Source organism: Parabacteroides caeci, assembly GCF_023656795.1.
Taxonomy (GTDB): Bacteria; Bacteroidota; Bacteroidia; order Bacteroidales; family Tannerellaceae; genus Parabacteroides; species Parabacteroides segnis.
In genome coordinates this window covers 31,863-50,748 of record NZ_JAMOKT010000007.1, presented here as the reverse complement: position 1 = coordinate 50,748, position 18,886 = coordinate 31,863, and the positions used below count along the sequence as shown (strand labels likewise).

Annotated in this window: 20 protein-coding genes; 14 read left to right on the top strand and 6 right to left on the bottom strand. The window is 50.1% G+C overall.

Annotation, left to right across the window (positions count from 1 at the left end; genetic code table 11):
* Positions 1–211 precede the first annotated feature (211 nt).
* Genes mobC through mobA form a run of 3 tightly spaced genes read right to left on the bottom strand, consistent with a single transcriptional unit; the run spans position 212 to position 3,939 of the window.
* Entirely contained in the window at positions 212–2,248 is a 2,037-nt protein-coding gene (gene mobC, locus NBH15_RS05165) for a conjugal transfer protein MobC (RefSeq protein ID WP_005636903.1), read from the bottom strand.
* Between the two features lie 36 nt (positions 2,249–2,284).
* Positions 2,285–3,532 carry a conjugal transfer protein MobB gene (gene mobB, locus NBH15_RS05160; RefSeq protein WP_005636905.1) on the bottom strand — a complete coding sequence of 416 codons (1,248 nt, stop codon included), beginning with the start codon at positions 3,530–3,532 and terminating at the stop codon, positions 2,285–2,287.
* Positions 3,517–3,939 (bottom strand): conjugal transfer protein MobA, encoded by a 423-nt coding sequence (gene mobA, locus NBH15_RS05155; RefSeq protein ID WP_005840900.1) that lies wholly within the window; start codon positions 3,937–3,939, stop codon positions 3,517–3,519. The genes mobB and mobA overlap by 16 nt, the downstream gene beginning before the upstream one ends.
* Positions 3,940–4,663: 724 nt before the next feature.
* Here mobA and NBH15_RS05150 point away from each other — a divergent pair.
* The 3 genes from NBH15_RS05150 to NBH15_RS05140 are packed head-to-tail and all read left to right on the top strand — an operon-like array spanning position 4,664 to position 6,572.
* On the top strand, positions 4,664–5,458 hold the full coding sequence (locus NBH15_RS05150) for a ParA family protein (protein WP_005828742.1): 795 nt from the start codon (positions 4,664–4,666) through the stop codon (positions 5,456–5,458).
* Positions 5,459–5,466: 8 nt separating this feature from the next.
* Positions 5,467–5,916 (top strand): DUF3408 domain-containing protein, encoded by a 450-nt coding sequence (locus tag NBH15_RS05145; protein ID WP_005828741.1) that lies wholly within the window; start codon positions 5,467–5,469, stop codon positions 5,914–5,916.
* Positions 5,904–6,572: a DUF4122 family protein gene (locus tag NBH15_RS05140; protein ID WP_005828739.1), complete on the top strand. Its 669-nt coding sequence runs from the start codon at positions 5,904–5,906 to the stop codon at positions 6,570–6,572. Before NBH15_RS05145 ends, NBH15_RS05140 begins: the two co-directional genes overlap by 13 nt.
* 466 nt (positions 6,573–7,038) lie before the next feature.
* On the opposite strand, the gene NBH15_RS05135 is transcribed toward NBH15_RS05140, so the two are convergent.
* The 3 genes from NBH15_RS05135 to NBH15_RS05125 are packed head-to-tail and all read right to left on the bottom strand — an operon-like array spanning position 7,039 to position 9,219.
* Positions 7,039–8,178 carry an AbiH family protein gene (locus tag NBH15_RS05135; protein WP_005828737.1) on the bottom strand — a complete coding sequence of 380 codons (1,140 nt, stop codon included), beginning with the start codon at positions 8,176–8,178 and terminating at the stop codon, positions 7,039–7,041.
* A gap of 32 nt (positions 8,179–8,210) precedes the next feature.
* Positions 8,211–8,984 carry a hypothetical protein gene (locus tag NBH15_RS05130; protein WP_229055237.1) on the bottom strand — a complete coding sequence of 258 codons (774 nt, stop codon included), beginning with the start codon at positions 8,982–8,984 and terminating at the stop codon, positions 8,211–8,213.
* A 46-nt stretch (positions 8,985–9,030) separates the two neighbouring features.
* Positions 9,031–9,219 (bottom strand): hypothetical protein, encoded by a 189-nt coding sequence (locus tag NBH15_RS05125; RefSeq protein WP_229055238.1) that lies wholly within the window; start codon positions 9,217–9,219, stop codon positions 9,031–9,033.
* A gap of 556 nt (positions 9,220–9,775) precedes the next feature.
* On the opposite strand from NBH15_RS05125, the gene NBH15_RS05120 reads away from it, so the two are divergent.
* From NBH15_RS05120 to NBH15_RS05070, 11 genes are all read left to right on the top strand, one after another.
* Positions 9,776–10,162, top strand: a complete 387-nt coding sequence (locus NBH15_RS05120; protein ID WP_074668503.1) for a DUF4134 domain-containing protein — start codon at positions 9,776–9,778, stop codon at positions 10,160–10,162.
* Positions 10,163–10,167: 5 nt separating this feature from the next.
* Positions 10,168–10,494, top strand: coding sequence for a DUF4133 domain-containing protein (locus NBH15_RS05115; RefSeq protein ID WP_005656899.1), 327 nt, complete (start codon positions 10,168–10,170; stop codon positions 10,492–10,494).
* Positions 10,491–13,025 carry a TraG family conjugative transposon ATPase gene (locus tag NBH15_RS05110; RefSeq protein ID WP_005828729.1) on the top strand — a complete coding sequence of 845 codons (2,535 nt, stop codon included), beginning with the start codon at positions 10,491–10,493 and terminating at the stop codon, positions 13,023–13,025. The genes NBH15_RS05115 and NBH15_RS05110 overlap by 4 nt, the downstream gene beginning before the upstream one ends.
* Positions 13,022–13,378 (top strand): DUF3876 domain-containing protein, encoded by a 357-nt coding sequence (locus NBH15_RS05105; protein ID WP_005636939.1) that lies wholly within the window; start codon positions 13,022–13,024, stop codon positions 13,376–13,378. The genes NBH15_RS05110 and NBH15_RS05105 overlap by 4 nt, the downstream gene beginning before the upstream one ends.
* Entirely contained in the window at positions 13,375–14,004 is a 630-nt protein-coding gene (locus NBH15_RS05100; RefSeq protein WP_005656895.1) for a DUF4141 domain-containing protein, read from the top strand. Before NBH15_RS05105 ends, NBH15_RS05100 begins: the two co-directional genes overlap by 4 nt.
* Before the next feature lie 2 nt (positions 14,005–14,006).
* On the top strand, positions 14,007–15,020 hold the full coding sequence (gene traJ, locus NBH15_RS05095) for a conjugative transposon protein TraJ (RefSeq protein ID WP_005656893.1): 1,014 nt from the start codon (positions 14,007–14,009) through the stop codon (positions 15,018–15,020).
* Between the two features lie 122 nt (positions 15,021–15,142).
* Positions 15,143–15,766 (top strand): conjugative transposon protein TraK, encoded by a 624-nt coding sequence (gene traK, locus NBH15_RS05090; protein WP_005636947.1) that lies wholly within the window; start codon positions 15,143–15,145, stop codon positions 15,764–15,766.
* The gene (locus tag NBH15_RS05085) at positions 15,763–16,062 is read left to right on the top strand and encodes a TraL conjugative transposon family protein (RefSeq protein WP_005656892.1); all 300 of its coding nucleotides are present in this window, start codon (positions 15,763–15,765) and stop codon (positions 16,060–16,062) included. The genes traK and NBH15_RS05085 overlap by 4 nt, the downstream gene beginning before the upstream one ends.
* A complete protein-coding gene (gene traM / locus NBH15_RS05080; protein WP_005828723.1) occupies positions 16,013–17,320 on the top strand; it encodes a conjugative transposon protein TraM in 1,308 nt (435 codons plus the stop codon). Before NBH15_RS05085 ends, traM begins: the two co-directional genes overlap by 50 nt.
* A gap of 49 nt (positions 17,321–17,369) precedes the next feature.
* Complete coding sequence (gene traN, locus NBH15_RS05075) at positions 17,370–18,284, top strand: conjugative transposon protein TraN (RefSeq protein ID WP_005828721.1); 915 nt, start codon at positions 17,370–17,372, stop codon at positions 18,282–18,284.
* Positions 18,281–18,868, top strand: coding sequence for a conjugal transfer protein TraO (locus NBH15_RS05070; protein ID WP_005828719.1), 588 nt, complete (start codon positions 18,281–18,283; stop codon positions 18,866–18,868). Before traN ends, NBH15_RS05070 begins: the two co-directional genes overlap by 4 nt.
* The last annotated feature ends 18 nt before the right edge of the window (positions 18,869–18,886 follow it).

Below are 18,886 nucleotides of genomic sequence, written 5' to 3'. Positions count from 1 at the left end.
TATAAGGTATAACATAAGCCTCACGCAATAGCCTCTGTGTTTTTGAATTTGTCAGATTCCTGTTCGAGACGTCTTGCGACTTATGTATAATAATGGCGGTCCCAATTGTCGAGACCGGCCTTATTTCTCTATTTCAAGTTTCAAATATACGGCATCTTTTTCAATAATCCGATCAGTCGGGGTATAATTTCTTCAATTACCCCTCCACTTGTCATGATTTGTCGGGGTCCTTTCCTTTTTCATCTTCCAGACCTAGTCGTTTACGGAGTTCAGGGTCATTTTTGATACGCCGCATCTCCTCATTGATAATAGCCTGCGCATCCGCCTTGATCTGGTCGTAATTGCGTTGTATCTGTTGCATCATGATGTCGTTACCGTTCCTGTCCTTGAAGTCGTTGATGACCGGGATTTTCTGATAAGCCTTTTCTTCTGCGCTGATCTTGGTATGGTCCACGACAATTTCGGCATGAAATATTTTTTGCTCTATCCTCTCATCAAAATTATCCGCCACAGCCCCGACAAACGTGCCTTGTGAGAGGTTGGCGATCTTTGATGCGGGAATGAGCGAGTCTAGCTGTGTGTTGATGGAGGTGGATACGTCCTGACGGTTGATGGATACGGACTGACGTTGCTGAAGCACCTTGCCGAAGCGCTCTGAAAGCGTTTTTGCGGTTTCACCGACCACCTGTCCGCTGAAAATATTCCCCACCGTGTTCTGGATGACCTTGGATTCTTTTTCTCCGTAGTCACGTGTCAATTGACTGAAATCCTGAAAACCCAGAAGCACACCCACCTTGTTGCTTCTCGCCGTCGCGATCAGGTTGTCAAGCCCACGGAAATAGATGGTGGGAAGCTCGTCAATGATAACGGCGCATTTAAGCTGTTTTTTCTTGTTGATAAGCTTGACGATACGGGAATTATATAATCCGAGCGCTGCCGAATAAATGTTCTGCCTGTCCGGATTGTTGCCCACGCAGAGCAGTTTGGGCTCTTTCGGATTGTTGATATCCAATGAAAAATCATTACCGGTCATCACCCAGTAGAGTTGTGGGGAGATCATGCGCGTAAGGGGTATTTTAGCCGAGGCTATCTGGCCTTGGAGCTGGTCCTGGGCATTTCCCTTCCATGCGTCCATGAAGGGAGAAAGATAGTTTTCCAGCTCCGGATAAGAGGTCAGAATGGTGAACAGGTCTGAGTAGGGTTTGTTGAGCAGTTCTACCGCATGGGGAAACGTACAGTAAATACCGTTTTTGTAAATCTTTAAATACCAGATTATTGCCGCAAGCAGAATGATAGGAGACTCCACGAAGAAGTCCCCCTGCTTTTCGATCCAGGTGCGATTGAGGTTGAGCATTATCGTATAGCTTGCCTCGTACGCATCGGAAATGTCCGTCATGAATTCCGGATTAATGGGATTGCACCGGTGAGACCTGCGCGGATCGTCGAAATTGATGACATAGAACCGGGGCTTTACCTCGTACTTGTCCATATTCTTCAACAAAGAATTATAGGCGATGGTGGACAGGTCATCAAACTTGTAATCATAGATGTAAATCGCAAAGCCTTTGGCTATAAGCTGGCGTATGTAACTGTTGACTATCGCATAGGATTTGCCGCTGCCCGGTGTCCCGATAACCATGCAGGCACGGAAAATATTGACAATATTGACAAATCCGTTATTCCAGCGTTTTTTATAATAGAATCTCGTCGGGAGGTTTACCGAATATTCATTCTCCATCAGTCGGGTTTCCTGCATGAAACTCTCATTTTCCATATTGAACACATCTTCCATGAGGTTGTGCCTGTAAAGGCGGCTCATCCATAATCCCGACATCAACAGGGCGAGATAGCCTGCCGTAAGAGTAAAAATATAGAATGCGGTATTTGCCATGTGTGGCAATGGCAGTTTAAGAAGCCACCAGTTCAGAAAAAACAATGCGCATCCTGCCACCAACACCGCATAAATTTTAGGCCAGGTTATTTTTTCACCTTTGACCCCATGCGTACCCAGGCAGGAAACGGCCAACAGAAGCACTGCCAACAGTTTGCTCCAGAGAATACAGTTGAAAATTCCGGTCGTGTTGTTGAAGTTTACCAGAATCCGGTCTATCACCTCAAGGTTCAGGTGCCATGCGGTGATACTCGGATAGCAGTACACATAGACGTGTACCACCAAAAGAAAAATACTCACGGCCCTGCCGAATTCCATTATCTTAGCGAGAGCCCTCAAATCATCTTCCTGCTGCATAAGAATTGTATATAAATGGGTTGATACTTGTTTTGTCTAAATGCCACGCTTGCGTCCGGTCTTCTTTTTTTTCTTCATGCGGCGTGCAAAGGCTTCCTCCTCGTAATCCCGCGGATTGGTTTCCAAGGAAAAAATGCCTGCCGCCAGTTCGAGCGTGCTAGAGGATTCGTGACGGTGATGCTGCCAAAGTTCTGTAGCGGAATGTCCGCCCCGTTCCTTTTCGGGTATGTTTTCCAACCATTTGAAATAGTCGTTGAACACATTGGCAGAAAACACCTTGCCCATGCGTGAGCCGTTGAACACCTCCCGATGGTTGTGATCAATAAAGGTGACACCATAGATACGTCCCCGCTCATTCTTGCGGAAAACCACATCAATACGCCTTTGCCCGAGCAGTTCCACAAACCGTTTCTGTGAATCCGCCTGCCGCAAGGCACGAACGATGTCCGCCTGTATGGAGGGGGCCCATTTCCCATCTTTGAGAGCTTTCAGATTTATCAGCATCCGCTTTTCCAACTGTTCATTTCCGAAGCGTTTCCCAAATCGGGAACTTTTGAACGGTGGGCTGACAACCTTGCCGGTATCATCCGTGACCGAATATACAATACTGGTATATGGGGTACCGTTGTATTCTCCCCTGACCTGTTTCGCCTCGATGTTGAGCGTGGAAAGCAGCGCATTGTATTCCCCGAAGGTTTGGAAACGGTAGCTTTCCAATACGGCTTTAAGGGTATTACCTACCTGATGGCGGACATCTCCCAAGGAAGCGTCCACCTTTCTTAGTTCCGCTTTTGGATTCCGCTTTTCCGCATCCGCTCCGTTTCGCAGACCGAAATCCACTTCCAGCTCCCGACAGGCGGTCATGGAACGCCGATGCTCGTAGGCATCGCTGATCTTTTTCCCCTGTTCATCCACACAGACACTGACAATATGGATATGGGTATTGTGTGTATCGGCATGTTTGTAGGTGATGTAAGGCTGATTCCCATACCCCATCTTCTGCATATAACGTTCCGCCAGTTCTGCCAGCCGCCCGTCGGTCAGCCGGTCTTCCGGTGCTGGGGAAAGGGAAATGTGCAGGACGGGCTTCTCCGTATTGCGGTTTGCCAGCAGGTAATTCTCAAAAGAGAGCAATGCCAAGCGCATGTCCTCGCTTGGCAATCCGAGCCGGTCGGAAATCATACGGTTACCGGAAAGAATCTCAGCCGTACCAGCCGCTACCTTCTCGTAGTTATAAGCAAGCGCTCCGTAAAGACTCATGCCATGGCTTATTTTTGCAACCATTTCCGCTCGTATTCCTGGGTTAGCGCCATGACCTTTTTGCAGATGAGCATCAGCTCAAGACTCAATCTTTCCAACTTATAGAGCAATGCCATCGCCCGTTTCTCCCCGAAATTGTTCTTCAAGGCACGGACGACCTGGTTGTAGTTGTTGCCGACAGCCTGGAACTGTTTGTGGAATTCTGTCAGCCTGATGTAATAGTCCATCGTCGCCTTGTCTATTTTCACGACCTTTATCTGTCCCGAGAAGATGGATTTCTTGATGAACAGCGTGAGGTTGCCGGCTCCTGAATCCGCCAGCAACTTTTCAAATCTTGTGTTCTCCTCGGCGTTCAGGCGGAAACTGTACTTGTGGTCCGCCGGATCATTTTTAGGCTTTCTGCCCGTCCTTGTCCCTGTTGTTTTCTCCATACACATGAGATTTTTGGTTTGTACTTTTTTCTCTTCCAGAATCCGCGACTTTGGAGCGGATTCCCCCGCCCCTCTGGGCGGGCAAGTTGGTTCTTGTCGGACAAAAGACTTTTTGTCGGACAAGGACACAACTTGCTCTGTTCGCTTGAACAGAGAATCCTCCTTCGTCGGATTGCTGCGCGACGTTCACGGCGTGCTGTGGTCCGGCGAAGTCAGTTCCTTTCCATTGTCTGATTCCGGTTTTGCAAAATTAGACAGTGATAACCGATTGGTAAACAGTGCTTGATATGACATTTGATGACATCTGACGACATCTGATGTCAGGTAGGGGAAATGTTGGCGGAAGTTTCAAAAATAGCCGCTACTTTTGGCACAGTGCATGAGGGCATACATTGGAACATTGTCCTGTAAGGTGTATTGCTTGCCTGCCACAGGTGGTGCATGACGCGAATGCGGTATCATCCATGTATGCGCAATGCCATATATGCCGCATGGCAGTCCTGCATGACGGGACACATTGCATCCGTGCAATGCAGTATGGGGTACATTGAACTCCATATTGCATGAATGCAATGCACCTTATACGGCAACACCCTCCGGCAACCGGCATTACACTGATGCGATATGGTATGCAATGTATTCATGCAAACAGGCAAGCAATGCGTCATTGCCATATACCAACGGATGCATTGCCGTGTGATGAAACGAAAAAATCCAGACAGATATGAAACAAGTCATACACTCTAAATTCAAGCCTATGAAGAGAGAACCTTTATTTGTCGCTTTGAGCAATCAGAAAGGCGGTGTGGGAAAATCCACGTTCACCGTGTTGCTCGCCAGTTATTTCCATTACCTGAACGGATATAACGTACTTGTGGTGGATTGTGATTATCCACAGCACAGCATCAGTGCCATGCGGGACTGGGAAGTGGGGAACATTGAAAAGAACGTGCATCTGCAAAACCTGCTGGTGGAACAGTTCGGAACAAGCGGCAGGAAAGCCTACAGCATCCTGAACTCCACCCCGGAGGAAGCCAGGGAGACGGCCGGCCGCTTTCTCGAAAAGTCGGAGCTGGACTATGACCTTGTCCTTTTTGACCTCCCCGGTACCGTGAATGTGCCCGGTGTCTTCCAGTCCGTAATCAATATGGACTATGTATTCACTCCGATTACACAGGAAAGGATGGTAATGCGGAGCAGCATGTCTTTTGTCCTTGCCATCAGGGAATACATGCACCGGCATGCGGACGTACCCTTGCGTGGCATCCATATGTTCTGGAACCGGATGGACAAACGGGTGTCCAAAGGGCTGTATAACGGCTATACCGAAATTTTCCGCTCTCTGAAACTGCCGGTGCTGGAGACCGTCATTCCCAGTGCGGAACGCTACAACAAAGATTCCGGGATGAAGGGGTCCCTGTTCCGCAGCACCTTGTTCCCTCCATCAGCCGCCGCACTGAAAGGCAGCAATCTGGATCTGCTGGTTGCGGAGATGGAAACCATACTGAAACTTAAATAGGAATCATCATGGCTACCAAGAGAAGAACGGATTACCGGGTGGACGAGGATGCCCTGAAGCGTATGATGGCGGGGGATGTCACGGCATTGGAGGAAACAGCAGCTCCGGCTGAGACTCCGGAAATAAAGCCCTCCCTTTCCCGGGAGAGACAGGAGAAGAAAACCTCTGCCGATTCCCCAAAACAGCAAACAAGAAAATTTCCGGATGAGGCATCAGGTGCCGATGAATACCGGCTGCGTTTTCTGGAAGCAAAGCTGACGGGTACCAGAAGGCAGACCTATATCCACGATTCCCTGTATAGGGCGGTTGCCAGGGTGCTGCCGGTCATTGCGCCGGACATGTCCGTCCCGATGTTTCTAAGCAGCGTCCTGTCAGACCATCTGGAAAGGTACCAGGACATCATCAATGAGATATATAATCAGGAAGCCACACAAAAACCGATAGAATGGAAGAAATAGTTTATTTGTCAATACGGCTCGGCTGTACCGCTTATCTATTATATAAGGTATGGGAGCAGAAAAAGAGAATAGGTAAGATATGCGATCTGCTTTATACTCCCCGTAAGAAACCGGAAATGGAGAAGGGCCACCACCGGAATCCGGAAAATGCGGCAGATGTGATGGGGGCCACCCGTTTTGTCTATCTGGATGAGAATGCCGGAAAGACCGTTGCCCCTTACATGAGCCAGCAACTGGAAATGGGAAGCGACCTTATCGGCAAGGATGAGGATATTCCGGAAGATGAAGTGGAATGCAAACTGCCTTTGGAGGAGATGAGAATGCTGAAAGACGAACAGGAGGAGCTGGACAGCCGTTCTCCCGAGGCGGAAGCCATTGTTCCGGCAGTCACTCCTGCCGACCTGCTCAATGTAGGTGACGTGCTGCTTAATCTGGACGGTGCCGGTTCGGATGAGGACAAATCATACCGGGCCGCCATGACACTGCGTGCCATCCGGGAAACGGACATGTTCGAGCTGTTCTCCTCCCAGGTGGAGAACAAGAAACTGATAGAGGAGCTGATGGAAAGGTATGTGGATGAGGAAGGGAATGCTCTGCCTTTAAAAAAAGAGAGGAACGTTTCCAAACCTGTCGCAGACTGGAGGAAGCTGGTCTGAAAGTAATATGCTATTATGCCACAAAATTCCATATTGTTGAATATTATATATAGGATATTCATTATGTACCCAACTTTGTATTTTTCTATAATCTATGAAAAAGGTTGAAGTTTGTCTTTTGTTAAGGGTCATAGAAAGGAACAAACACTCAAAACATAGAAATCACGGGGACAACTCAGAAAATCGGATACTTCCTCACTGTTGCTTACGATTCAAAAGTAAAAGAATGAAATTATCCTGATTTGCTGACAGGAAAAACTATAACTCAATTTATTAAATGAAATTTCTTTATAAGAGACCTATAAACGACTATAAAAAAGTAAGGAGCTGCTTACCAAGCCAGCTCCTTACTTTTTCTAATGGATGAAAATCCGTTTCCCTGCTTCCTTTTGCACAATATTTTTGTCGTACTTTATGTGCATAACAAGATATCATAGAAAAAATCACATTTAAATTTAGTGTTCCATTACATGGTTTTGCATTGCTCCTTGTTCACAACTCTATCTCTGAATAACTTCATATTAGTAAAGTTTCGGGAAATATTTTGAACAAGTTCCAAGTAATTATCTCTGCCATCTTCCCATTTATGATAAAACGGCTTTATGGAAACACAGTTTTCATGTTCAAAGACGGTATTTAGTAATGTTCGGTCTGAATTTCCGCAAGAATGCCCCATTATCAAAACTTGAAAAGGTGCAGCTAAAAGAAATTCGAGCAAATCATGATAATGTCTTGTTTCTAAATATTTAACGGATTTGACATATCTAAGTAACTCATTGTCATTCATATCAAGAATAGACTGGTAACTTTTGTCAAGTTCATCCCCATAGCCAAAAATTATATTTTCAGGTTTTTCTAATTCGCCATGAATATAATTGTGGGTAATATTAAAGTTACCATACATCTTAGCTGTTTTTGTATAGTTGAAACTCAGCAACATGATACGTTTAGGGATAAGTTTATCGCGTTCTCCATAATTGTATTCAACATCTGCAAGGCTGGATATATCCAGCCCAATGTTATCCAGAGCTTTCTTTTTTCCTTCTGTTGAGAAATCAGCAGGATCAAAGAAGTCAATTATTGCATTTTGAAGGTCATTCCTTACATTGTCTGTTTCTATTGTATGGAGGTATTCAATTAATTTTTCTTGAAGGAATGCAAATTGTTCATTCAACTCACTGATTGTATAATTACAACCAGGGCTATCCATGCCAACTTTCAACAGTTGGTAATAGTCGTTTTCAATATCCACCCATCCTTTGGTTTCTATTGATTGCAGAATAGTTTTAAAAAAAGGGCAACATTCAATAGAAAAAATGTTTGGTTGGTCCTTGATATACTGAATAACTTCGCTTCCTGAGTATCTTTCTTTACGATAGATATCCTTAAAAAAACATGAGTTGTTGAAGACAAAAACATTCCAGCAATTAATGCCTACATTATCTTTGATAACCAAACGGCAAAGGCAATCTTCTGATACATTTGTAGTATTACCGGAAAAAGTATACACTCGTTGGTCCCAATACCAGTTGATAAAATCCATATAACTTGTTTTAAAGCCATGTGCCATGTCAAATCCGTTTCCTATGATAACAAGTCTATTCATTCGGTTGTAATGATGATGTTAGTGTTATTGACTTAAATTATAGAATAATCTCCTTGCTCTTCATTTACAAGAAGTGGCTTTAAAAGCGTTTCCACCGACTCAAAAGTATCTTGTTTTGAGAAGTGTATCTTTGGTTGTCCCCACCATCCTCTAATGAATTGTTGGTATTGGTATTGCAAGGTACGGCGAGGTGCCTGCGCCAAGTAGCTATTATAAAAGGAGTCCACAATGTCAGAATGGTAATTGGTCAATGAAAAGAAATACTGCCAAGTTTCTGATATTTCATTCGCGTTGAATCCGGGACGTTCAATTATTTCCACTGCATCCAATCTATGAACACCATCATGTTTAGAGAACGCAGCTTTAAGTATTTCACTTGCCTCCTTATCAGAAGAAGGTGCGCTATACCCAAAGATTGTTACCTTGCCTGCTTTCGATATGTAGTACTTTGCAACACTCCATTGGTCACGGATAAAGCTGTCGCTGTTGTAATCCTTTTGTTCTACAGGATACAGCAAAGGAACAGCGTTGTATGGTTTGCCACACTTTCTGCAATAGTTTTGTATAAGACCAAAGGTCATACAGTCTTTGCACACACCAGCCCCCACATTTCCATGCAAGAACAGAATCTTTGGTCTGTTCCAGGTAATCTTTGCCACTCTGTTATATGCTTGGATAAGCAGACTATCCCAGTTGAAGGATACAATGCAGTCTTTTTCTGTGAGCGAAAGAATCAAAAGGTCGTAGATGGTCAAGAAGGATGGAAGCTGCACATTTGAAAAATATTCATAAAGTTTTTTTTCCATTGCTATCCGTGCGTTTTTACACTCATCACCACGTCTAAACAGCTCACTATATATCTTCAAGATTCTTGCTTTTCGTTTCTAACATAAATCCTTCAAGGATCCTATCTAACCCAACCTGTTCAATGGCTTCATTCATCGTCGGGCAAGATTTTCCCATGACCGCTCTTGAAGCACCAGCTCCAACTATCACGACATGAGGGCGTTGGCAATACAAATCTTTAAGTTTTTTCTTCATACACTAACTGATTAAATATTTTGCCCGTAAGCAATTGTTGCATCATGCTTTATTTTACGGCCTCATATTTTGTTCGTTTTGTTTCAGGCACAATAATTTCATTGTTCATACTTATAAGTATGAAAGTTATTGTTCTCTGTTTGGCTGTTCTTGAATATAAACAGATATATTACTTAAAAATGCCTTATCAAGGTGTGATATTGTTACTCTCTTTATACACTACTACATGATATACTATTTTTAACCTGTTTACATTGGCCATAAAACTGCGTTTGATATGCAAATATAGCTATTTTAATCCAATATCAATAATAGTCGTTTTTGACAAGAAATCAACTTTATGGAATTTGCTGGCTTTTGTATGGCAATTATATAAATGGTACAGAAAAACATGTAACCGTTTGAACAATCCATGTTTGTGCCAAAATCATCAATTAATCATGTATTATGCTTGAGGTAAGCGTCTCCGCAATGACGTAAAACAGTGTTGAAAATCTCTGTAGAGACGCGCAAAAGCACTTGTTGGATGACATCTGATGACATCTGGCGACATCTGATGACACCTCTGAATAACAGCGTATTATCCCTTTTTATCTTCGCCGTCGAATTCAAATTTATGTCTTACCCAAACGATTCGACAATGAAGAGAAGAATCCTTTTTTCAGTGATGTGCGCGGCGATTGCCGCCGGTGCTTTCGCGCAGGGCCAAGGCCAGGGCCTTGCCGGTATCAACGAGGCGACCAGCCTCATGACCTCGTATTTCGATCCCGCCACCAAACTGTGCTATGCCATCGGTGCGGTGCTCGGCCTGGTGGGCGGCATCAAGACCTACGGCAAGTTCTCCAGCGGTGATCCCGACACCTCGAAAACCGCCGCCAGCTGGTTCTTTGCCTGCATCTTTCTGATTGTAGCCGCCACCATCCTGCGTTCCTTCTTCCTCTAAGCGGTATGGAGTATTCTGTAAACAAGGGGGCGGGCAATCCCGTCGAGTTCAAGGGGCTCAAGTCACAATACCTGTTCGTCTTCGCGGGCGGTCTGGTGACGGTGCTCCTGGCGGTAGTCATCCTTTACCTGGCAGGCGTGGACCAATGGATATGCATCCCTTTCGGGACCGTATCCGGCGGTCTGCTGGCATGGGCGGTGTTCCGGCTGAACGCCCGCTACGGCGAACACGGTCTTATGAAGCTGCTGGCGGAGAAACGCCATCCGCGCTACCTGATCCACCGCAAGAGAGTTTTCAGATTATTTGCAAAAAGAAAAAAACGACAATCATGAGAAATGTATTGAAAGCGGAAACGCTGGAACGCAAGTTCCCCCTGCTCTCGGTGGAGAACGGCTGCATCGTGAGCAAGGACGCCGACCTGACCGTGGCCTTCGAGGTGGAGCTTCCCGAGCTGTACACGGTGACGGCGGAAGAGTATGAGGCCATGCACTCCACCTGGATAAAGGCCGCCAGGGTACTGCCCGAGCACAGCATCGTCTGCAAGCAGGACTGGTTCACGAAGGAGAGCTACCGTCCCCAAAACGGCGGGGAGGAACAGAGCTTCCTCTCGCGCAGCTATGAGCGGCACTTCAACGAGAGGCCGTACCTGAACCACCGCTGTTACCTGTATCTGACAAAGACCACCCGTGAGCGCAACCGCCGGCAAAGTGACTTCAGCACCCTCTGCCGGGGATTCCTGCTGCCCAGGGAGATTACCGACAAGGACATGGCGGCCCGCTTTCTGGAAGCGGTGGAGCAGTTCGAGCATATCGTGAACGACTCCGCCCATATCCGGCTGCGCCGCCTGGAAACGGAGGAGATTACCGGCACGAAGGAACATCCCGGGCTGGTGGAGAAATACCTCTCCCTCTCGATGGAGGACGGGACCGCCGTGCTGCAGGACATCTGCCTCAAGCCCGGACGGATGCGTATCGGGGACAAGCGGCTCTGCCTGCACACACTTTCGGATACGGAAGACCTGCCGGGCAAGCTCTCCACCGACATGCGCTACGAGCGTATGTCCACCGACAGGAGCGACTGCCGCCTTTCCTTCGCCGCACCCGTGGGGCTGCTGCTCTCCTGCAACCACATCTACTCGCAGTACGTGTTCATCGACAACGCGCAGGAAATCCTGCAGATGATGGAGAAGAACTCGCGCAACATGCTCTCTCTGTCACGGTACAGCCGGAGCAATGCCGTGAACCAGGAATGGACGGAGATGTATCTGGACGAGGCGCATACCAAGGGAGTGCTTCCCGTCAGATGCCACTGCAATGTCATCGCCTGGGCGGAGGATGCGGAGGAGTTCCGCCGTATCAGGAACGACACGGGCAGCCAGCTTGCCATGATGGAATGCACCCCCCGTTACAACACCGTCGACACCCCGGTGCTTTACTGGGCGGGCATTCCGGGCAATGCGGGCGACTTTCCTGCCGAAGAGTCATTCTACACGTTCCTGGAGCAGGCGGTCTGCCTCTTTGCCGGGGAGACCAATTACAGAAGTTCTCCCAGTCCGTTCGGCATCCGCATGGCGGACCGGCAGAACGGCATTCCGGTGCACGTGGACATTTCCGACCTTCCGATGAAACGGGGCATCATCACCAACCGCAACAAATTTATCCTGGGACCAAGCGGCAGCGGCAAGTCCTTTTTCACCAACCATCTGGTGCGCAACTATTACGAGCAGGGAGCGCATATCCTGCTGGTGGACACGGGCAACAGCTATCAGGGGTTGTGCCGGATGATCCACGACCGCACACGCGGCGGGGACGGCATCTACATCACGTATGAGGAGGACAATCCGATATCCTTCAACCCGTTCTACACCGATTCCGGACAGTTCGATGTGGAAAAGCGCGAGAGCATCAAGACTCTGATACTGACCTTGTGGAAACGGGAGGACGAGGCGCCGAAACGTTCGGAAGAGGTGGCGCTCTCGGGAGCGGTGAACGCCTATATCCGTAAAATTACCGGGAATCGGGAGGCAAGGCCGGACTTCAACGGCTTCTACGAGTTCGTGGACGGTGACTACCGCCGGATGATAGCGGAAAAGAAGGTACGCGAGAAGGATTTCGACATCGACGGTTTCCTGAACGTGCTGGAGCCTTTCTACAAGGGTGGCGACTACGACTTCCTGCTGAACTCCGACAGGGAACTGGACCTGACAAACAGGCGGTTCATCGTGTTCGAGCTGGACAACATCAGCGGCAACAAGGTGCTGCTGCCTGTGGTGACGCTGATCATCATGGAGACCTTCATCGCCAAGATGCGCCGTCTGAAAGGAATCCGCAAGGTAATATTGATAGAGGAGTGTTGGAAAGCCCTTATGTCCGCCAACATGAGCGGCTATATCCAATATTTGTTCAAGACCGTCCGTAAATATTTCGGTGAGGCCGTTGTGGTGACCCAGGAGGTGGACGACATCATCAGCTCCCCGATTGTGAAGGAGGCCATCATCAACAACTCCGACTGCAAGATCCTTCTGGACCAGCGGAAATACATGAACAAGTTCGAGCATATCCAGCGGCTGCTCGGCCTAACGGAGAAAGAGAAAAGCCAGATACTCTCCATCAACCAGGCGAACCATCCCGGACGTTTTTACCGTGAAGTCTGGATAGGGCTTGGCGGCACCCGTTCGGCGGTCTATGCTACGGAAGTGAGCGCGGAAGAGTATTTCACGTTCACGACGGAAGAGTCCGAGAAACTGGAAGTGCAACGGCTTGCCGAGGAGCTGGACGGCAACCTGGAACTTGCCATCCGCCGGATGGCAGAGAGAAAACGAGAGGAACAAAGACAAGTATCAACCCCAAAAAGAGAACAATGAGAAACAAATCCCTTATGAGACTGGCGGTGTGCCTGATCGGTATGGCCGCCATGGTATTGCAAGGCTGCTCGGAGAGCGGCACCGACCGTGACAAGCTCTGCGGCTCGTGGAGCAGCGTGGAAGGCAAGCCGGACGTGCTGGTATATAAGGAAGGGGAAGCCTACAAGGTGACGGTGTTCGCCCGTAGCGGAAAGATGCGCCGTCTCAGGCCTCAGACCTACCTGCTGGTTGAGGAGAACGGGAACCTGTTCATCAACACGGGGCACCGCATCGACATCTCCTACAACGAGGCCGCCGACGTGCTGACCTTCTCCCCGAACGGTGACTATGTGCGGAAGGAGGAACGCCCATGAAAGCGAAGTCACTCCTGATCGGAACGGTACTCGCCCTGTGCGGCACCGGCGCCAATGCCCAGTGGGTGGTGACCGATCCCGGCAACCTTGCCCAAAGCATCATCAACATGTCGGACAACATCGCCCATACCTCGAAAACGGCGGTCAATACGGCCGACAGCTTTGCGGAGACGGTGAAGATTTACGAGCAGGCCAAGAAGTATTACGACCAGTTAAAGGCGGTGAACGACCTGATACAGGACGCCCGCAAGGTGCGCGACATCATCCTGATGGTGGGCGACGTGTCCGACATCTATGTAACGAACTTCGGCAAGATGATGAACGACGGGAACTTCTCGCCCCGCGAGCTGGACGCCATCGCCTTCGGCTACACCCGCCTGCTGGAGGAGAGCAACGGCGTGCTGCAGGATCTCAGGCAGGTCATCAACGTGAGCACGCTCTCCATGACCGACAAGGACCGCATGGACGTGGTGGACCGCTGCTACTATGAGATGCGCCGCTACCGCAACCTGGTGAGCTATTACACGAACAAGAACATCGCCGTGAGCTATCTCCGTGCCAGAAAGAAGAACGACCTGGACCGGGTGATGCGGCTTTACGGGAATGAAACCTCCAAATACTGGTAGCCATGATGCCGTTGTCGATAGATTTTGCCAACCTGCATACCATACTGGCGACCCTGTATGACGATATGCAGCCCCTTTGCAAGGACATGATGGACGTGGGAAAGGGACTTGCCGGGCTGGGTGCCCTGTTCTATGTCGCCGTCCGCGTGTGGCAGTCGATGGCCCGTGCCGAACCGATAGATGTCTATCCCCTGCTGCGTCCCTTCGCCATCGGCATCTGCATCCTGCTTTTCCCCACGCTGGTGCTCGGCACGCTGAACACCGTGCTCAGCCCGATAGTACAGGGTACGCACAAGATGCTTGAGGGGCAGACGCTGGATATGGAACAGTACAGGGCGCAGAAGGAGGAACTGGAAAGGGAGGCCATGCTGCGCAATCCCGAAACCGCCTACCTGGTGAGCGACGAGGAATTCGACCGTCAGCTGGACGAGCTGGGCTGGTCAACCATAGATACCGCCTCCCGCCTGGGCATGTACGTGGAGGTGGGGATGTACAATCTGGAGAAGAAAATCCGTGACGCCTTCCGCAGCCTGCTGGAACTGATATTCGCGGCGGCATCGCTGCTGATAGACACCGTGAGGACCTTTTTCCTTGTCGTGCTCTCCATACTGGGACCGGTGGCGTTCGCCTTCAGCGTATGGGACGGTTTCCAGTCCACGCTCGGGCAGTGGTTCACGAGGTACATATCCGTCTACCTTTGGCTTCCGGTCAGCGACCTGTTCAGCACCCTGCTCGCCAAGCTCCAGGTGCTGATGCTCCAAAATGACATTCTGGAATTACAGAACAACCCCGACTACTCGATAGACAACTCAAATAGCGTCTATATCATATTCATGCTGATAGGGATTATCGGGTACTTCACCGTCCCGACGGTGGCGGGCTGGATCGTACAGGCGGGCGGAGCCGGAAACTTCAGCCGTAACCTGAACCGCACGGCCACGAAAGCGGGCGGTTTCGCTGCCGGGACGGGCGGTGCCGTACTGGGGAATATCGGGGGAAGGCTGCGGGGCAAATAGGCTCTATGGCAACCCGTTTCCGTGAGTCGGCAACTTGGATTACCGGGTTGGCGACTTGTCGGAAGGAGCCGCCCGGTCATACCGGAACATTTATTTATTCATTCAAACCAATCATTCGCTAAATGGAATTCAAGTCATTGACCAACATTGAGAGCAGCTTCAGGCGTATCCGGTTGATGCTGGCTGTCTTTACCGGCTGCTGTGCGCTCATTACCGGCTATGCGTTGTGGAGCTCGTACCGTTTCGCCGAGAAGCAACGGGAAAAGATCTATGTGCTGGATAAGGGCAAGTCGCTGATGCTCGCCCTCTCGCAGGATCTTTCACAGAACCGCCCCGCCGAGGCGCGGGAACACGTCCGGCGTTTTCACGAGCTGTTCTTCTCGCTCTCCCCGCAGAAGGACGCGATCGAGCACAATATAGGCCGTGCCCTGCAGCTGGCGGACAAGAGCGCCTATCACTACTATGTGGACTTTGCCGAAAAGGGATATTACAACCGGCTGATTTCGGGCAACATCAACCAGGTGGTACACGTGGACAGCGTGGTGTGCGACTTTGCCGCCTATCCCTACAAGGCGCGTACATATGCCCGGCAGCTGATCATCCGTGAGAGCAACGTGACCGAGCGAAGCCTTGTCACCTCCTGTTCGCTCCAGAATACGGGGCGTTCGGACGACAATCCCAACGGGTTCATCATCGAGCAGTTCACCATACTGGAGAACAGGGATATAAGGAGTGTGGAACGATGAGAGGGAAACCTGCCGTCTTAAAACGTGCGGACAGCCGTATCCGGCTGTTCTGCCGCCGGCTGACCGGGAAGCAGCGCATTGTCTTGACAAGTGTCGTCTCGCTTCTGTTCACGGCAGCCTGCCTGTACTCGGTTGTCTCTTCCGTGTCCCGTTTGGGGGAACGGAAGGGCGACATGAAAACCGGGCATATCCGGCCCGTCATGTTACGGCCGGAAACAACAACCATTCATTCAAACATCCAGAAACATGAAAATGGACTTTCAGAAAATCAGGGAACGGCTGGGGCTGTCGAGTGACAAGCCGCTGACTCCCGAAGAGAAGCGCCGACGCGCGAGGTATATTGTCTATCCGTTCTTCTGCCTGCTGTGCGCCGGATTTCTCCTGCTGGTATTCAGCCCGTCGGAAAAGGAGAAGGCGGAAAAGGAAAAGGGCAAGGGATTCAACGTAGAGATGCCCTCGCCGAAAGATTCGGAAATGGAGGGCGACAAGGTAAGCGCCTACGAGCAGGAAGCACTGGCTAAAAAGGAAAAATGGCGCAGGGGAACCTTCCAGGAGATGTCCAAGCTGCTCAACAAGGACAGTCAGGATACTGCCGGCCTTACCGCAGGAAAAGCCAACACGGAACTTCCGCCGGAACCGGAAACGGGGAAATCCCCCGGCTCCGTCCATTCCTCTGCGGAAGCCTACCGGAATATGAACCGCTCGCTGGGTGCTGTATATACCCGGAATGAAAACCAACAAAATGCCGATCTGCTCCGCCGTATAGAGGAACTGGAAAAAGAAAAGAGACCGGCGGAAGGACAGCCGGAAGGACAGACCCTGGAAGAAAAGATGGCACTGCTGGAAAAGTCTTACGAGCTGGCCGCCCGGTACAACGGGAAGCAACCGGATGCCCCGGCTGCCGTGAATGGCCGGAGCGACCGGAAAGACAGGACAGCCGTCCGCCCGGTGAAACAGGTACGGAATCAGGTGGTGTCATCGCTTGCACAACCTATGGGCAATGAGGATTTCATCGCCGAATTTGCGGGAGAGAGGAATACCGGTTTCCACACCCCTATAGGCAGGACACTCCCTTCCGGCAGGAATACCATCGCCGCCTGTGTACACGGCACGCAGACCGTATCGGACGGGCAGGTGTTGCGCATCCGGTTACTGGAGCCGATGGCGGTGGACGACCGGCTCATTCCCCAAGGGATGGTATTGACCGGCGGTACACGCATCCAGGGGGAGCGGATGGACATCCTTGTAGAGACGGTGGAATACAAGGGCACGCTGTTTCCTGTGGAACTGGAGGTATATGATGCCGACGGACAGCGGGGAATCCTCGTGCCGAACTCGATGGAGTATGATGCGGCGCGTGAGATAGCCGCGGGTATGGGCGCCTCAATGGGGAGCAGCATCAACATCTCGACGGATGCCGGGGCGCAGATTGCCTCGGACGTGGGCAAGGGGGTAATACAGGGCGTGTCGCAATATGTGGAAAAGAAAATGCGTGCGGTGAAAATCACCCTAAAAGCCGGACACCGGCTGTTGCTGCACTCTCCCGAAAAATGAAAAGAGAAAAGAAACCAACCATTTATTCACCAACCAATCAAGAACGCACATGAAGAAGATTCTGATGATGTTTGCCCTGATTATGGGCGCAGTGGCTGCATACGCGCAGCAAGGCAGCGGGGATTATTACGAGGGATTGAGCCGCAAGATCGGCTTCAGCCAAATGATTCCCCCGCATGGTCTGGAAATCACGTATGACAAGACTGTACATATAATTTTCCCCTCTCCCGTAAGATACGTGGATTTGGGTTCCCCCAACCTGATAGCGGGCAAGGCGGACGGTGCGGAAAACGTCATCCGTGTGAAGGCGACCCGGAAACATTTCCGCAGTGAAACCAATATGAGCGTGATAACCGAGGACGGCAACTTTTACACATTCAACGTCAAGTATGCCGACGAGCCGTTGCTGCTGAACGTGGAGATGTGCGACTTCATCCATGACGGGGAGTCGGTTAACCGTCCGAACAATGCGATGGAAATCTACTTGCAGGAACTCGCCGGGGAGTCGCCCCGTCTGGTACGGCTGATCATGAAATCCGTGTATGGGCAGGACAAACGCAAGGTCAAGCACATCGGCAGCAAGCGGTTCGGGGTTCAATACCTGCTCAAGGGGCTTTACGCACACGGCGAGCTGCTCTATTTCCATACCGAGGTGAAGAACGCCACGCACGTGCCTTTCGATGTGGACTTCGTAACTTTCAAGATTGTAGACAAGAAAATCGTGAAGCGTACCGCCATGCAGGAGCAGGTTATCTATCCGCTGCGTGCCTTCAACTATGTGACCCGTGTGGACGGGAAGAAGAACGAGCGGACGGTGTTCGCCCTGCCCAAGTTCACCATCCCCGACGGCAAGAAGCTGGTCGTGGAGATGTACGAGAAACAGGGTGGCCGCCATCAGTCGTTTGAGGTGGAGAACGAAGACCTTGTACGCGCCGAGACTGTCAATGAACTGAAAGTAAGATGAGTGCCATGAAAAGAAACTTCATCTTTATTATCCTCCTGCTTGCCCTCTTTACGGGGCAGGCGGAAGCCCAGCGCCGGCTGCCGGGGATGAAATCCGTCCGCTTTACCGCTGAAATGGCCGACGGCTTTTACAGCCGGGCAGACCGCCATGATGCGGGCTACGCCTTTTCGCTGGCTGTTGCCACTTACACAAAGAAAGGGAACCAGTGGGTGTTTGGCTGTGAGATGCTACAACGTAATAACCCTTACCGGAACACGTATGTCCCACTGTCGCAATATACAGGGGAAGGCGGTTATTATCATACAATCCTTTCCACATCCGGCAAGTCTTTCTTTCTGAACCTCGGCGCTTCCGCCTTGCTGGGCTACGAGGCCGTGAACAACGGAAACCGCCTGTTGGATGACGGAGCTTCCTTGCGCAAGTATGAGTCCTTCATCTATGGAGGCGCGGTGACACTGGAAGCGGAGGGATACCTGTCGGACAGGATAGCCCTGCTGATACGCCTGCGTGAACGTTTTGTATGGGGTGGCGCTTCCGGCCGCTGCCATTTCCAGTATGGAGCCGGAGTCAAATACATTTTCTAACCTTAAAAAGAACATATA

What these genes read in the sequence shown, in the direction of transcription:
- NBH15_RS05145 (WP_005828741.1), top strand. Translation starts at nt 5,467, where the DNA reads ATGGCTACCAAGAGAAGAACGGATTACCGGGTGGACGAGGATGCCCTG.
- traN (WP_005828721.1), top strand. Translation starts at nt 17,370, where the DNA reads ATGAAGAAGATTCTGATGATGTTTGCCCTGATTATGGGCGCAGTGGCT.
- NBH15_RS05135 (WP_005828737.1), bottom strand. Translation starts at nt 8,178, where the DNA reads ATGAATAGACTTGTTATCATAGGAAACGGATTTGACATGGCACATGGC.
- mobB (WP_005636905.1), bottom strand. Translation starts at nt 3,532, where the DNA reads ATGGTTGCAAAAATAAGCCATGGCATGAGTCTTTACGGAGCGCTTGCT.
- NBH15_RS05070 (WP_005828719.1), top strand. Translation starts at nt 18,281, where the DNA reads ATGAGTGCCATGAAAAGAAACTTCATCTTTATTATCCTCCTGCTTGCC.
- mobC (WP_005636903.1), bottom strand. Translation starts at nt 2,248, where the DNA reads ATGCAGCAGGAAGATGATTTGAGGGCTCTCGCTAAGATAATGGAATTC.
- NBH15_RS05125 (WP_229055238.1), bottom strand. Translation starts at nt 9,219, where the DNA reads ATGAAGAAAAAACTTAAAGATTTGTATTGCCAACGCCCTCATGTCGTG.
- NBH15_RS05100 (WP_005656895.1), top strand. Translation starts at nt 13,375, where the DNA reads ATGAAAGCGAAGTCACTCCTGATCGGAACGGTACTCGCCCTGTGCGGC.
- NBH15_RS05085 (WP_005656892.1), top strand. Translation starts at nt 15,763, where the DNA reads ATGAGAGGGAAACCTGCCGTCTTAAAACGTGCGGACAGCCGTATCCGG.
- NBH15_RS05130 (WP_229055237.1), bottom strand. Translation starts at nt 8,984, where the DNA reads ATGGAAAAAAAACTTTATGAATATTTTTCAAATGTGCAGCTTCCATCC.
- NBH15_RS05150 (WP_005828742.1), top strand. Translation starts at nt 4,664, where the DNA reads ATGAAACAAGTCATACACTCTAAATTCAAGCCTATGAAGAGAGAACCT.
- NBH15_RS05110 (WP_005828729.1), top strand. Translation starts at nt 10,491, where the DNA reads ATGAGAAATGTATTGAAAGCGGAAACGCTGGAACGCAAGTTCCCCCTG.
- NBH15_RS05140 (WP_005828739.1), top strand. Translation starts at nt 5,904, where the DNA reads ATGGAAGAAATAGTTTATTTGTCAATACGGCTCGGCTGTACCGCTTAT.
- traM (WP_005828723.1), top strand. Translation starts at nt 16,013, where the DNA reads ATGAAAATGGACTTTCAGAAAATCAGGGAACGGCTGGGGCTGTCGAGT.
- mobA (WP_005840900.1), bottom strand. Translation starts at nt 3,939, where the DNA reads ATGGAGAAAACAACAGGGACAAGGACGGGCAGAAAGCCTAAAAATGAT.
- NBH15_RS05120 (WP_074668503.1), top strand. Translation starts at nt 9,776, where the DNA reads ATGACACCTCTGAATAACAGCGTATTATCCCTTTTTATCTTCGCCGTC.
- NBH15_RS05105 (WP_005636939.1), top strand. Translation starts at nt 13,022, where the DNA reads ATGAGAAACAAATCCCTTATGAGACTGGCGGTGTGCCTGATCGGTATG.
- NBH15_RS05115 (WP_005656899.1), top strand. Translation starts at nt 10,168, where the DNA reads ATGGAGTATTCTGTAAACAAGGGGGCGGGCAATCCCGTCGAGTTCAAG.
- traJ (WP_005656893.1), top strand. Translation starts at nt 14,007, where the DNA reads ATGATGCCGTTGTCGATAGATTTTGCCAACCTGCATACCATACTGGCG.
- traK (WP_005636947.1), top strand. Translation starts at nt 15,143, where the DNA reads ATGGAATTCAAGTCATTGACCAACATTGAGAGCAGCTTCAGGCGTATC.